Genomic DNA, 13865 nt, shown 5'->3' with positions numbered 1-13865 from the left:
GACGCAGTCCAGAGACGAGGAATCAAGCCGTGAGCGATGTCCGTAACGTGATCATCATCGGCTCCGGGCCCGCCGGTTACACGGCGGCGCTCTACACCGCGCGCGCGTCGCTGAAGCCGCTCGTGTTCGAGGGAGCCGTCACCGCAGGCGGTGCGCTCATGAACACGACCGAGGTCGAGAACTTCCCGGGCTTCCAGGACGGCATCATGGGCCCCGAGCTCATGGACAACATGCGCGGCCAGGCAGAGCGCTTCGGAGCCGAGCTCGTTCCGGACGACGTCGTCAACGTCGACCTGAGCGGTGAGATCAAGACCGTCACCGACACCGCGGGCACCGTCCACCGGGCGAAGGCCGTCATCGTGACCACCGGCTCGCAGCACCGCAAGCTCGGTCTGCCGAACGAGGACGCCCTCTCCGGCCGCGGCGTCTCCTGGTGCGCGACGTGCGACGGCTTCTTCTTCAGGGACCAGGACATCGCCGTGATCGGCGGCGGCGACACCGCGATGGAGGAAGCAACCTTCCTCTCCCGCTTCGCCAAGTCCGTGACGATCGTCCACCGTCGCGACACCCTGCGCGCCTCGAAGGCCATGCAGGACCGTGCTTTCGCCGACCCGAAGATCAAGTTCGTCTGGGACAGCGAAGTGGCCGAGGTTCAGGGCGAGCAGAAGCTGTCCGGCCTGAAGCTGCGCAACCTCAAGACCGGCGAGCTCTCGGACCTGGCCGTCACCGGCCTGTTCATCGCGATCGGCCATGACCCGCGCACCGAGCTGTTCAAGGGCCAGCTGGAGCTGGACGAGGAGGGCTACCTCAAGGTCGAAGCCCCCTCCACCCGGACCAACCTGACCGGTGTCTTCGGCGCCGGCGACGTGGTCGACCACACCTACCGCCAGGCGATCACCGCGGCCGGTACCGGCTGCTCCGCCGCCCTGGACGCCGAGCGCTTCCTCGCCGCCCTCGCGGACGAGGAGCAGGCCGAGCCCGAGAAGACCGCTGTCTGACCCCCACCCACCCCACGCACCACAGTTAAGGAGCCCGCCGTGGCCGGCACCCTGAAGAACGTGACCGACGACTCCTTCGAGCAGGACGTCCTCAAGAGCGACAAGCCCGTCCTGGTGGACTTCTGGGCCGCCTGGTGCGGTCCGTGCCGCCAGATCGCGCCCTCCCTCGAGGCCATCGCCGCCGAGTACGGTGACAAGATCGAGATCGTCAAGCTCAACATCGACGAGAACCCGGGTACGGCCGCCAAGTACGGCGTCATGTCCATCCCGACGCTGAACGTCTACCACAACGGCGAGGTCGCCAAGACCATCGTCGGCGCGAAGCCGAAGGCCGCGATCGTCCGCGACCTCGAGGACTTCATCGCCGAGTGATGTTTCACGTGAAACACGAATGGGCCAACCCTCACGGGTTGGCCCATTCGCTTTAGAGGGCCCCAGAGCACCGGTCAGAGAGGCCGCAGCGCGGGCTCCTTCTGCACGGCCCCCAGCAGCCGGTCGATCGCCATCTCCACGTCTTCCTTCCAGGACAGCGTCGTGCGCAGTTCCAGCCGCAGGCGCGGAGAAGTGGGGTGAGGGCGAACGGTCTTGAAGCCCACAGCCAGGAGATGATCTGCGGGCAGCACACACGCGGGCTCTTTCCAACGCGCGTCGCCGAAGGCCTCAATGGCCTTGAAGCCCCGCCGCAGCAGATCCTTGGCGACCGTCTGGACCATCACCCGCCCCAGTCCCTGTCCCTGGTACCCGGGCATGATGAACGCCGTCATCAGCTGCACGGCATCCGGCGACACAGGACTCGTGGGGAACGCAGTCGAGCGCGGAACGTAAGCCGGAGGCGCATAGAGCACGAAGCCCACCGGCACATCGTCGACGTAGACGACCCGACCGCAGGAGCCCCAGTCCAGCAGGACGGCGGAGATCCAGGCTTCCTTCTCCAGGGCCGCAGTGCCGGCTCTTACCGCGGCTTCACCGCTGACCGGGTCCAACTCCCAGAAGACACACGCGCGGCAGCGCTTGGGAAGGTCCGGAAGGTTGTCCAGCGTGAGCGGTACGAGCCGTCGCCCCATGAAGGCTGTTCCTCGCTTCCTTCGCCCGCGGCATCGCGAGCGGCTGTCAGGGCGCTCCGTTCTCTGAGCAGGCTGCCGACGAATCCGCCGACCGCGCCCAGCCCAAGACCCGCGCTCACCAATCCGGTGCGGCTCCCCATTCGCATGGACCCCGCCCTCCCCTTAGAGGTCTGCCAGGTGGATGCGCCATACCCGAACGCATCGTATCCACGATGCGATTCCATCGATACCGCCAGAAAGCAAAGTGCGGGCCGTGTTCGGGTACACACCGGACACGGCCCGCAGGGACAGACTGGGAAGGAAGCCCGGCCGACCGGGCCTCAGGCCTCGTCCTCCCCCGCGTCACTCTCCAGAAGGCTCTTCTGGAGGGCGAGCTTCTCGCCCGGAGCAAACGTGCTGAGGATCCGCTCGAGGTCCTCCGGAGAGGCGAACTCGACGGTGATCTTGCCCTTCTTCTGGCCCAGCTCGACCTTCACCCGGGTCTCGAAGCGGTCCGAGAGCCGGGTAGCGAGGTCGGACAGCGCCGGGGAGGGTACGGAGCCGGCCCGCGGCCCTCTGGAGCGCTGGGCCTTCTGCGGGCGAGAGCCCATCAAGGTCACGATCTCTTCGACAGACCGGACCGAGAGCCCTTCAGCGACCACCCGGTAGGCGAGCCGTTCCTGCTCCTCGGAGTCATCCACGGAGAGAAGCGCTCGCGCATGACCGGCGGAGAGCACACCGGCGGCCACCCGGTTCTGGACCTTGGGCGAGAGCTTCAGCAGACGCAGGGTGTTGGAGACCTGCGGGCGGGAACGGCCGATGCGGTCCGCCAGCTGGTCGTGCGTGCAGTTGAAGTCCTTCAGCAGCTGATCGTAGGCGGCCGCCTCTTCGATCGGGTTCAGCTGAGCGCGGTGCAGGTTCTCCAGGAGGGCGTCCAGGAGGAGCTTCTCGTCGTCCGTCGCCCGCACGATCGCCGGGATCGCCTCCAGGCCGGCCTCACGGCAGGCCCGCCAGCGACGCTCACCCATGATGAGCTCGTACCGTGCGGGGCCGATCTGCCGTACGACGATCGGCTGGAGGAGGCCGACCTCCTGGATGGAGGTGACCAGCTCCTGCAGAGCGTCCTCGTCGAAGACCTCACGTGGCTGCCGCGGGTTCGGCGTGATCTCGTCGAGGGGGATCTCCGCGAAGTGGGCGCCCATGGGAGAGGCGGGCGTCTCCACGGCACCGTTGAGCGAAGGCTCCTCGGTTTCATGTGAAACAGGCGGCAGCGTGGCCACCTTCGCCGCAGCCACGCCACGGTCACTCAGTACCGGGACAGCGGCCGGGGACGTGGACGTAGCGCCCCCCATCGCAGCCGGGGGCACCGTCTTCTCCGTCGGTGCAGCAGGGATCAGTGCGCCGAGACCACGACCCAACCCCCTCCGTCGCTCGCTCACTGGATGCCCTCCACCATGCTCGGGTTGTTCTGGGCGCCGAAGTGGGCGTTCGTCGGGTCGTAACTGACGCCGACACCCTTCAGCGCGATTTCTCGTGCCGCCTCAAGGTAGGACAGGGCACCGCTCGATCCTGGATCGTAGGTCAGCACGGTCTGTCCGTAGCTCGGCGCCTCGGAGATACGGACCGAGCGGGGAATGCTCGTCCGCAGCACCTCGTCGCCGAAGTGGCTGCGCACCTCGTCCGCAACCTGGGACGCAAGGCGCGTCCGGCCGTCGTACATGGTGAGCAGGATCGTCGAGACATGCAGAGCGGGGTTGAGGTGCCCCCGCACCAGGTCGACGTTGCGCAACAGCTGACCGAGGCCCTCCAGCGCGTAGTACTCGCACTGGATCGGGATCAGGACCTCCTGCCCGGCCACCAGCGCGTTGACCGTCAACAGGCCGAGCGAGGGTGGGCAGTCGATGAGGATGTAGTCCAGCGGCTGCTCGTAGGCCTGGATTGCCCGCTGCAGTCGGCTTTCGCGTGCCACCAGGGACACCAGCTCGATCTCCGCACCTGCGAGATCGATCGTGGCCGGCGCGCAGAAGAGACCCTCGACATCAGGGACCGGCTGGACGACCTCCGACAACGGCTTACTCTCGACCAACACGTCATAGATCGAGGGAACTTCGGCGTGATGGTCGATCCCCAGTGCCGTGGACGCGTTGCCCTGCGGGTCGAGATCGATGACCAGCACACGGCTGCCATGCAGAGCCAGCGACGCGGCAAGATTGACGGTCGTCGTCGTCTTGCCCACGCCCCCCTTCTGGTTGGCGACCACCATGACGCGGGTCTGCTCGGGCCGTGGCAGGCCCTCGCCGGCGCGACCTAGAGCCTCCACCGCCAGTTGGGCAGCACGACCGATGGGAGTGTCGTCCATCGGGGGCGGTGTTTCACGTGAAACATCGTCCCCCATCGACTCGGTACGGGGACCGGGGACCGGATCGGTCATCGGTCCCGCGATGTTGGCGTCGGACCGCACGGATTCACTCTCCTCGACTTCAGGCTCGCAATGAACAGAGCCTCCCATGTCTTCGGGGTCGTGAACCAGTGAGGCCTGGTGTTCTGTGGAGAAATCCACCTCTGTGGACAACTCCGTGCCCCCCAGGGGGGACGGAGTGTCGTCGGAATCACCTTCTCCGAGAGAGCCGAGAGGCTTTCTGTCTCGAGGTTCGGCAGCGCGGCTGCGGCTGATGATGCCGTGAAGCAGTGAGCGACGTTTCACGTGAAACACGATGCACAGCTGCCGAGGCCGAACTGTCGCGACACTCCGGCATGGATAGGTTTGCCAGCTTGTGTGGAGTACGTCTCGTCGTCAGGACGGATCAGCGGCGCCGGCGAGCGCGTCCCGTCCTGGCTGCCTTCGCTCGCTTGGCAGCGAAGCGCACACCGCCCGGGCTCTCCCCGACCTCCACCCGGACGACCGTCGACATGGGATCCACGACGCCCTCACCGACATGCAGGATCGACGTCTCCACAGCGCCGAGCTTGCTCAGGGCGGTCGCGGCGCTCTTGAGCTCCTCCTCGGCGGTGTCGCCCTTGAGTGCGAGCATCTCACCGTACGGCCGCAGCAGCGGAATGCCCCAGGTAGCCAGTCGGTCCAGCGGTGCCACCGCACGCGCGGTCACGACATGCACCGGCGGCAGACTCCCCATGACCTCCTCGGCACGGCCACGGACGACCGTCACATGGTCGAGTCCCAGCAGCTCCACGACCTCCGTCAGGAAGTTCGTCCGCCGCAGCAACGGTTCCAGCAACGTGATCTTCAGGTCCTCCCTGACCAGCGCCAGAGGGATGCCCGGCAGGCCCGCGCCCGAGCCGACGTCGCACACCATCACGCCCTCCGGGACGACCTCGGAGAGCACCGCGCAGTTCAGCAGGTGCCGCTCCCACAGACGGGGCACCTCTCTCGGGCCGATCAACCCGCGCTGCACACCCGCCTCGGCGAGCAGTTCGGCGTAGCGGACCGCATCACCGTAGCGATCGCCGAACACCTCACGAGCCTGCTCGGGCACAGGGGGAAGCTCCGCTGCCTCCGTCACGGGGGACCGTCCTTCCGTTCGCGCCGACGCATCGAGCGCCGGCACCAGAACCACCAGAACTATTCAGGCTGACAAAGTTCGGCCCCGCCTGCGCACAGACGGGGCCGGGGGAACGTAGAGGACCGATCAGGCAGGAAGCACAACGACGAACCGCTGCGGTTCCTCGCCCTCGGACTCACTGCGCAGGCCCGCGGACTTGACCGCGTCGTGCACGACCTTGCGCTCGAACGGCGACATCGGCTTCAGCTTCACGGGCTCGCCCGTGCTCCTGACCTCAGCGGCGGCCTTGGCACCCAGCTCGGAGAGCTCGGCACGCTTCTTGGCCCGGTAACCCGCGATGTCCAGCATCAGCCGGCTGCGATCCCCGGTCTCCCGGTGCACGGCCAGGCGCGTGAGCTCCTGCAGTGCCTCCAGCACCTCGCCGTCACGCCCTACCAGCTTCTGCAGGTCTCGGCCGCCCGCGTCGCTGATGATCGAGACAGCGGCGCGGTCGGCCTCGACGTCCATGTCGATGTCGCCGTCGAGATCGGCGATGTCGAGCAGACCCTCAAGGTAGTCCGCCGCGATCTCGCCCTCCTGCTCCAGGTGGGACAGGGTGTCTGCACCTTCGACAGCGGCGGAGGTGGTGCCTTCCGTCACGGGATGGGCTCCTTCTTACTTCTTGGTCGGGGACTTGGGGCGCTGCGGACCGCCCTTGCGCTGCCCGGACTGGGCCTTGCTGCGGCTGCCACCGCTGCCGGACTTCTGCGCGGTCTTCTTGGCAGCACCTGGCTTTTCGTCCTCGGGCTCGTCGGACTTCTCCAGGGACGTCGTCGGCTCACCGGCCTGCTTGGGGCCGTGCTGACGCTGGGACTTGCTCTGCCGCTTCGGCTGCTGCCTCTTGGGGGCCGCACCGGTGGTCGGCGTACCGTCCTCGGTCACTGTGGCGACAGCGCCCTCGCCCTTCAGCACGTTTCCGTCGGCCTGCGCCGCGAGACCCGCCTTGCTCAGGCCGTTGATGAACTTGCGCTCATACTCGTTACGGTCGCGGCCCTTGGCGACGATGGCCTTGACGATGGCGCGCTCACCGCGACCACGGGTCTTCCCGTGATCCGTGACGTGCTTGGTCAGACGCTCCAGGTACGCGGCCTGCGCCTTGGAACCCGGGGTCGGGTTGTTGCGGATGACGTACATCTGCTGGCCCATGGTCCACACGTTGGTGGTCAGCCAGTAGACGAGGACACCGACCGGGAAGTTGATGCCGAAGACGGCGAACATGACCGGGAAGATGTACATCAGCATCTTCTGCTGCTGCATGAACGGCGTCTTCACCGTGGTGTCGACGTTCTTCGTCATCAGCTGACGCTGCGTGTAGAACTGCGACGCCGACATCAGGACGATCATCACCGCGGTGACGATGCGGACCGTGGTCAGCGAGGCGTCGAGCTCCATGACGTCGGAACTGCTGTCGGTGAACTTCGCGGCCAGCGGAGCACCGAAGATGTGCGCCTTCTGCGCGCTCTGCAGCAGGCTCTCGTTGATGACACCGATGGTGTCGTTGTTCGCGATGCTGTTGAGCACGTGGTACAGGGCGAAGAAGAACGGCGACTGCGCCAGGATGGGAAGGCACGAAGAGAGCGGGTTGGTACCCGTCTCCTTGTACAGCTTCATCATCTCTTCGGACTGGCGCTGTTTGTCGTTCTTGTAGCGCTCTTGGATCTTCTTCATCTCGGGCTGCAGCGTCTGCATGGCCCGGGTCGCCTTGATCTGCTTCACAAAGAGCGGGATCAGGCAGATACGGATCAGAATCACCAGGGACACGATGGACAAGCCCCAGGCCCACCCGGTGTCAGGGCCGAAGATGGCGCCGTACACCGAGTGGAACTGGACGATGACCCAGGAAACGGGTGTCGTGATGAAGCTGAAGAAGCTGGCAATCGTGTCCACTAATCATGCTCCTTGGGCATGGGACGGCGTCTCTGCGGCCGGGCTCGAAGGAACATTGTCCTCGGTGGCCGTTTCGGCGGCGGAGGGCCCGCCCTTGCGTGCGCGCCACGCGTTGCGCAGCAGCTCGTGCCACCGCGGGCGCTTGCGCGGCGGGACATGGTCCACACCGCCCAGCGACCACGGGTTGCACCGCAGGATGCGCCAGGCAGTGAGCGCGGTGCCCTTGATCGCACCGTGCCGGTCGATGGCGGTGTAGCCGTAGTGGGAGCACGACGGGTAGTACTTGCACACCGGCCCGAGCAGTGGACTGATCGTCCACTGGTACAGCTTGATCAGAGCCAGCAGTGGGTACTTCATCGCGCGCCCCCTCCCAGCAGCCGCTGCAGAGCGGCGTCCAGGTCTTGGGCCAGCTGTGCATGGTCGGCGTCGCCCGCACCGGGCAGCGCTCGTACGACTACCAGGCTACCGGGGGGCAGCTGGTCGACTCGGTCGCGCATCAGATGGCGAAGCCTGCGCTTCACCTTGTTCCGCACGACCGCCCCACCCACTGCCTTGCTCACGACGAAACCCGCACGCGTCGGGGGAGCGCTCTCCCCAGGCGCGTGCGGGTCCGTGGCACCGCTACGAAGGTGGACGACGAGAGTCGGGCGTCCAGCCCGGCGTCCTCGCCGTACCGCGGTCGCGAAGTCCTCGCGCCGCCTCAGCCGATGCTCGGTAGGCAGCACGACGTCATGACCTGATCGGGATCAGGCGGACAGGCTGGCGCGACCCTTGCTGCGGCGGTTCGCCAGAATCGCGCGACCGGCACGGGTGCGCATCCGCAGACGGAAGCCGTGGGTCTTGGCGCGACGACGGTTGTTCGGCTGGAAGGTGCGCTTGCTCACTCGGGGGCTCCAGAAGTAAATCGTTGGTTTCGGGTGCCGTCCTGGCTGTCACCGTGCGCCCACGAGTAGCTCGCGTTAACGCCCGAGTGCACCGCTTACCGATCACCTTGACGCGATCTGGCCCATCGGAGGCAGGCGGCAGCAGCCATCGACAACTCGACCTGGTTACGGTACGCGCGGCTACGCCATCCGGTCAAACCAGAGGTCACAGGGAGACACTATCCACAGCCTGGGGACAACAACTTGAACCGCACCCACCGCCCTGACTACCGTGGCTGAACTCCGATTAGTTCCCTTGTCCCCTTGATTCGGGCTCCGCCCGGTTTGAATCCCGACCCGTCCCACAATCACACGTTCGTGGGACCCGTGAGAGAGCGTGCCCTGTGGCTGACGTACCTGCCGATCTTGCCGCAGTGTGGCCACGAGTACTCGAGCAACTCCTCGGTGAGGGTCGCGGTCAGGGTGTCGAGGTGAAGGACGAGCACTGGATCCGGCGCTGCCAGCCGCTCGCGCTGGTCGCCGACACCGCCCTGCTCGCCGTACCGAACGAATTTGCGAAGGGCGTACTGGAGGGCCGCCTGGCCCCCATCGTCAGCGAGACCCTGAGCCGCGAGTGCGGCCGTCCGATCCGCATCGCGATCACCGTCGACGACTCCGCCGGCGAGCCCCCGTCCCCGCCGGCGCCCCCCGCCCCGCCCCAGCCGCGCTACGAGGAGCCCGAACTCCCCTCGTACGAGGGCTACGGCCGCCACCGTGCCGACGACCAGCGACCCGGCGACCAGCTGCCCACCGCCCGCCCGGCCTACCCGAACGAGTACCAGCGCCCCGAACCCGGCCCGGGCAGCTGGCCGCGCCCGAGCCAGGACGACTACGGCTGGCAGCAGCAGCGGCTCGGCTTCCCGGAGCGGGACCCGTACGCGTCGCCGTCACAGGACTCCTACGGCCAGGACTCGTACCAACAGGACTCCTACGGCCCGCCCGCCCAGGACTACCGCCCGCAGCCGATGGAGCGGTCGTCGTACGACGGGCACCGCCCCGACTACGAGCAGCAGCGACCGGACTACGACCAGCCGCGGGGCGACTACGACCGCGACCCCCGGCGTGACCCGGCTGCCCGGCGTGACCTGGACGCCCGCCGTGGCCTCGACGCCCGCCGCGACCGGCCCGAGCCGCCCTCCGGCTCCGGCCATGTGCACCGCGGCGGCCCCGTCGGCGCGAACCTGCCGACCACCGGCGCCCCCGGCCCGCTGGCCGCGCAGCCCGCGCCGGCGCCCGGCCCCGGTGAGCCGACCGCGCGCCTGAACCCGAAGTACCTCTTCGACACGTTCGTCATCGGCGCCTCCAACCGCTTCGCGCACGCGGCCGCGGTCGCCGTCGCCGAGGCGCCCGCGAAGGCGTACAACCCCCTCTTCATCTACGGGGAGTCGGGGCTCGGCAAGACGCACCTGCTGCACGCGATCGGGCACTACGCGCGGAGCCTGTACTCCGGCACGCGCGTGCGATACGTGAGCTCGGAGGAGTTCACCAACGAGTTCATCAACTCCATCCGCGACGGCAAGGGCGACAGCTTCCGCAAGCGCTACCGCGAGATGGACATCCTGCTGGTCGACGACATCCAGTTCCTCGCGGACAAGGAGTCGACGCAGGAGGAGTTCTTCCACACCTTCAACACGCTCCACAACGCCAACAAGCAGATCGTGCTGTCCAGCGACCGGCCGCCCAAGCAGCTGGTCACGCTGGAGGACCGGCTGCGGAACCGTTTCGAGTGGGGCCTGATCACAGACGTCCAGCCGCCCGAGCTGGAGACGCGCATCGCGATCCTGCGCAAGAAGGCGGTCCAGGAGCAGCTCAACGCCCCGCCGGAGGTCCTGGAGTTCATCGCCTCCCGCATCTCACGCAACATCCGCGAGCTGGAGGGCGCGCTGATCCGGGTGACGGCGTTCGCCTCGCTCAACAAGCAGCCGGTCGACCTGGGTCTGACGGAGATCGTCCTCAAGGACCTGATCCCGGGCGGGGACGGCGCGACGCCGGAAATCACCTCCACGGCCATCATGAGCGCCACGGCCGACTACTTCGGTCTCACGGTCGAGGACCTGTGCGGCAGCTCCCGCGGCCGCCAGCTGGTCACGGCCCGGCAGATCGCCATGTACCTGTGCCGTGAGCTGACGGACCTGTCGCTGCCGAAGATCGGCGCGCTGTTCGGCGGCCGCGACCACACCACCGTGATGCACGCCGACCGCAAGATCCGCAATCTGATGGCCGAGCGTCGCGCCATCTACAACCAGGTCACCGAGCTCACGAACCGCATCAAGAACGGCTGACCGACCCAGCGATACGCACGCAAGGGCGCCCCCGGTGGAAGACATCGGTGGCGCCCTTCGTCATGTCTCGGTTGTCGGCTGTTCGAATACTTGCCGCGTTACGGCCACTCTCCACAGATTCGGCGACTTTCTGCCGTCCACATCCTGGGGACTGCGAAGTTGTCCAGACTGTGTCCACAGGGGCCTCTGTTGAAAGACCATCAGACCAGGTCAACTGCCTGTGGATTCGTGGACGAACGATCTCCACAGACTGTGGACAGCGAGACGATCCACAGGCTGTGCATCAAGTTGTCCACCGGCAACCCACAGGCTGGGGCCAGTTGTCCCCAGTGATCCCCAGCTTCTCCACATCACTGTCCACTGTTCGGCAACGCGACGCGCCTTCTCACCAGCGCGAGTGAAAGGCGTCACACGAAGGTGCCGGGTTGGCCTGTGGGAAAGGTGGGTAAAGCTGGGGACGGCGCTGGGGAGAAGTCGCCTCAGGCTGTGCATGGGGTGTGCAGAACTTTCCGTTCTCCACAGAAACGCCTGGTTGTCCACCGGCGTCGCCCACAGGACCCGTGGATAAAATCTCGCCTCTGAGCTGGGCAAACGGGGTTATCCACGGTTTCCACAGGCCCTACTACTACTCCCAACTAGAGAGAGCTGGGAATCCGTTTCGAAGTGGGTCCTGTGCACAACTCGCTGTCCGGCTCCCGGCTGCCCCTCGTCACGACTTGACCCCGAGAGGCACCTACTGTCAGTGGGGTACGTCAGACTGTTCCCGGTGGCCTTCCCCTCACTGGGGCCGACGACACCGAGACAGACGACGAAGCCAGGCAGGCCGAGAAGCGCCGGCAACAGCAGGAGGCGGCAACAGTGAAGATCCGGGTGGAACGCGACGTACTCGCGGAGGCAGTGGCCTGGGCGGCACGCAGCCTCCCGGCCCGTCCGCCGGCGCCTGTCCTCGCCGGCCTCCTCCTCAAGGCCGAGGACGGCCAGCTGAGCCTGTCCAGCTTCGACTACGAGGTCTCCGCGCGGGTCAGCGTCGAGGCCGAGGTCGAGGAAGAGGGCACGGTCCTGGTCTCAGGCCGCCTGCTCGCCGACATCTGCCGCGCTCTGCCCAACCGGCCGGTGGAGATTTCCACAGACGGTGTACGGGCGACCGTGGTCTGCGGCTCCTCGCGGTTCACACTCCACACCCTGCCTGTGGAGGAGTACCCGGCGCTGCCGCAGATGCCGACGGCGACCGGCACCGTCCCCGGTGAGGTCTTCGCCTCCGCCGCCGCCCAGGTGGCCATCGCCGCCGGCCGTGACGACACGCTGCCCGTCCTCACCGGTGTGCGCATCGAGATCGAGGGCGACACCGTCACGCTGGCCTCCACCGACCGCTACCGCTTCGCGGTCCGTGAGTTCCTGTGGAAGCCGGAGAACCCGGAGGCGTCCGCGGTCGCCCTGGTGCCCGCAAAGACGCTCCTGGACACCGCCAAGGCGCTCACGAGCGGCGACAGCGTCATCCTGGCGCTGTCCGGCTCGGGTGCCGGCGAGGGCCTGATCGGTTTCGAGGGCGCCGGCCGACGGACGACGACCCGTCTCCTGGAGGGCGACCTCCCCAAGTACCGCTCGCTGTTCCCGACGGAGTTCAACAGCATCGCCGTGATCGAGACCGCCCCCTTCGTGGAGGCCGTCAAGCGCGTGGCCCTGGTCGCCGAGCGCAACACCCCGGTGCGGCTCAGCTTCGAGCAGGGCGTGCTCATCCTGGAAGCCGGCTCCAGCGACGACGCACAGGCTGTGGAAAGGGTCGACGCCCAGCTGGAGGGCGACGACGTGTCGATCGCCTTCAACCCGACCTTCCTGCTGGACGGCCTGAGCGCCATCGACTCCCCGGTCGCCCAGCTGTCGTTCACGACGTCCACCAAGCCCGCGCTGCTCAGCGGCAAGCCGGCGCTGGACGCCGAGGCGGACGAGGCCTACAAGTACCTGATCATGCCGGTGCGGCTGAGCGGCTGAGCGGCTGCCGAGGTCGGCGCCGCGGTTGTCCACAGCGTCCCCAGGCCCGGTGGATCACCGGACCTGGGGACGAGCTGTCGGACGAAGCCGCAGGTGAGGGCGTACGTATGAGCGCCTATGCCCACGGATGTGCGCGTGCGTCCGGGTTTAGGCTCGTACGCGGGTACGAAGGTGCCCCACACGCCACAGCAACCTAAGGAACAACTGATGGAGCTCGGTCTCGTCGGCCTCGGCAAGATGGGCGGCAACATGCGCGAGCGGATCCGCCGCGCAGGCCACACCGTCGTCGGATACGACCGCAACCCGGACCTCGCGGATGCCCACAGCCTGGAAGAGCTTGTGGGCAAGCTTCCCGGGCCGCGCGTGATCTGGGTGATGGTCCCGGCAGGTGCCCCGACCCAGTCGACCATCGACGAGCTCGCCGAGCTGCTGGAGCCCGGTGACGTCGTGGTGGACGGCGGGAACTCCCGATGGACGGACGACGAGCGGCACGCCGAGGAGCTGGCGGCCAAGGGCATCGGGTTCGTCGACTGCGGCGTCTCCGGCGGCGTCTGGGGCCTGCAGAACGGCTACGCGCTGATGTACGGCGGCGACGCGGAGAACGTCGCCAAGGTGCAGCCGATATTCGACGCCCTCAAGCCGGAGGGCGACCGTGGCGCGGTGCACGCCGGCAAGGTCGGCGCGGGGCACTTCGCGAAGATGGTCCACAACGGGATCGAGTACGCGATGATGCAGGCTTACGCCGAGGGCTGGGAGCTGCTGGAGAAGGTCGACTCCGTGACCGACGTCCGGGAGGTCTTCCGCTCCTGGCAGGAGGGCACGGTGATCCGGTCCTGGCTGCTGGACCTCGCGGTGAACGCCCTCGACGAGGACGAGCACCTGGACAGGCTCAGGGGTTTTGCACAGGACTCCGGCGAGGGACGCTGGACTGTGGAAGCAGCCATCGACCACGCGGTGCCGCTGCCGGCGATCACCGCGTCGCTGTTCGCGCGGTTTGCGTCCCGCCAGGACGACTCCCCGCAGATGAAGATGATCGCGGCGCTGCGGAACCAGTTCGGCGGCCACGCGGTAGAGAAGAAGTGACCGGTGGTGCACAAGTGACCGTCGGGGTGGAAGTGCCCGTCGGAGACCAGAGAAAGTAATCCACACCCTGGGGATGGCACCCTGGCACCCTCAGGAGTGA

The 13865-nt window shown here is 67.3% G+C and carries 14 protein-coding genes; 5 read left to right on the top strand and 9 right to left on the bottom strand.

The window, feature by feature from the left end; all coding sequences use genetic code 11:
* Nucleotides 1-29: 29 nt before the first annotated feature.
* Both trxB and trxA read left to right on the top strand, forming a co-directional pair.
* Complete coding sequence (gene trxB, locus OHO27_RS20820; RefSeq protein WP_328426108.1) at nt 30-998, top strand: thioredoxin-disulfide reductase; 969 nt, start codon at nt 30-32, stop codon at nt 996-998.
* Nucleotides 999-1037: 39 nt separating this feature from the next.
* Entirely contained in the window at nt 1038-1370 is a 333-nt protein-coding gene (gene trxA, locus OHO27_RS20815) for a thioredoxin (protein WP_062707865.1), read from the top strand.
* Nucleotides 1371-1444: 74 nt separating this feature from the next.
* On the opposite strand, the gene OHO27_RS20810 is transcribed toward trxA, so the two are convergent.
* The 9 genes from OHO27_RS20810 to rpmH form a co-directional block, all read right to left on the bottom strand.
* Entirely contained in the window at nt 1445-2062 is a 618-nt protein-coding gene (locus OHO27_RS20810) for a GNAT family N-acetyltransferase (RefSeq protein ID WP_328426101.1), read from the bottom strand.
* A 320-nt stretch (nt 2063-2382) separates the two neighbouring features.
* Nucleotides 2383-3480: a ParB/RepB/Spo0J family partition protein gene (locus OHO27_RS20805; protein WP_328426100.1), complete on the bottom strand. Its 1098-nt coding sequence runs from the start codon at nt 3478-3480 to the stop codon at nt 2383-2385.
* Entirely contained in the window at nt 3477-4550 is a 1074-nt protein-coding gene (locus OHO27_RS20800) for a ParA family protein (protein ID WP_328430497.1), read from the bottom strand. The genes OHO27_RS20805 and OHO27_RS20800 overlap by 4 nt, the downstream gene beginning before the upstream one ends.
* 295 nt (nt 4551-4845) lie before the next feature.
* Nucleotides 4846-5562 carry a 16S rRNA (guanine(527)-N(7))-methyltransferase RsmG gene (gene rsmG, locus OHO27_RS20795; protein ID WP_328426099.1) on the bottom strand — a complete coding sequence of 239 codons (717 nt, stop codon included), beginning with the start codon at nt 5560-5562 and terminating at the stop codon, nt 4846-4848.
* A gap of 126 nt (nt 5563-5688) precedes the next feature.
* Nucleotides 5689-6201 carry a Jag family protein gene (locus OHO27_RS20790; RefSeq protein WP_328426098.1) on the bottom strand — a complete coding sequence of 171 codons (513 nt, stop codon included), beginning with the start codon at nt 6199-6201 and terminating at the stop codon, nt 5689-5691.
* A gap of 15 nt (nt 6202-6216) precedes the next feature.
* The gene (gene yidC, locus OHO27_RS20785; protein WP_328426096.1) at nt 6217-7488 is read right to left on the bottom strand and encodes a membrane protein insertase YidC; all 1272 of its coding nucleotides are present in this window, start codon (nt 7486-7488) and stop codon (nt 6217-6219) included.
* A 3-nt stretch (nt 7489-7491) separates the two neighbouring features.
* A complete protein-coding gene (yidD, locus tag OHO27_RS20780; protein WP_328426094.1) occupies nt 7492-7845 on the bottom strand; it encodes a membrane protein insertion efficiency factor YidD in 354 nt (117 codons plus the stop codon).
* Nucleotides 7842-8213 carry a ribonuclease P protein component gene (gene rnpA / locus OHO27_RS20775; RefSeq protein WP_328426092.1) on the bottom strand — a complete coding sequence of 124 codons (372 nt, stop codon included), beginning with the start codon at nt 8211-8213 and terminating at the stop codon, nt 7842-7844. Before rnpA ends, yidD begins: the two co-directional genes overlap by 4 nt.
* A gap of 21 nt (nt 8214-8234) precedes the next feature.
* Complete coding sequence (rpmH, locus tag OHO27_RS20770) at nt 8235-8372, bottom strand: 50S ribosomal protein L34 (RefSeq protein WP_005482975.1); 138 nt, start codon at nt 8370-8372, stop codon at nt 8235-8237.
* A 383-nt stretch (nt 8373-8755) separates the two neighbouring features.
* Between rpmH and dnaA the strand changes: the two genes are divergently transcribed.
* The 3 genes from dnaA to gnd all read left to right on the top strand — a co-directional run bounded on the left by dnaA (nt 8756) and on the right by gnd (nt 13765).
* The gene (dnaA, locus tag OHO27_RS20765) at nt 8756-10693 is read left to right on the top strand and encodes a chromosomal replication initiator protein DnaA (RefSeq protein WP_328426090.1); all 1938 of its coding nucleotides are present in this window, start codon (nt 8756-8758) and stop codon (nt 10691-10693) included.
* Nucleotides 10694-11551: 858 nt separating this feature from the next.
* On the top strand, nt 11552-12682 hold the full coding sequence (gene dnaN, locus OHO27_RS20760) for a DNA polymerase III subunit beta (protein WP_328426088.1): 1131 nt from the start codon (nt 11552-11554) through the stop codon (nt 12680-12682).
* Between the two features lie 207 nt (nt 12683-12889).
* Nucleotides 12890-13765: a phosphogluconate dehydrogenase (NAD(+)-dependent, decarboxylating) gene (gnd, locus tag OHO27_RS20755; protein ID WP_328426086.1), complete on the top strand. Its 876-nt coding sequence runs from the start codon at nt 12890-12892 to the stop codon at nt 13763-13765.
* Nucleotides 13766-13865: the final 100 nt, after the last annotated feature.

Origin of the sequence: Streptomyces sp. NBC_00443 (assembly GCF_036014175.1) — a bacterium.
Classification (GTDB): domain Bacteria; phylum Actinomycetota; class Actinomycetes; order Streptomycetales; family Streptomycetaceae; genus Streptomyces.
Note: the sequence above shows the minus strand (reverse complement) of the source record. Positions and strands in the feature narration are given on the sequence as shown.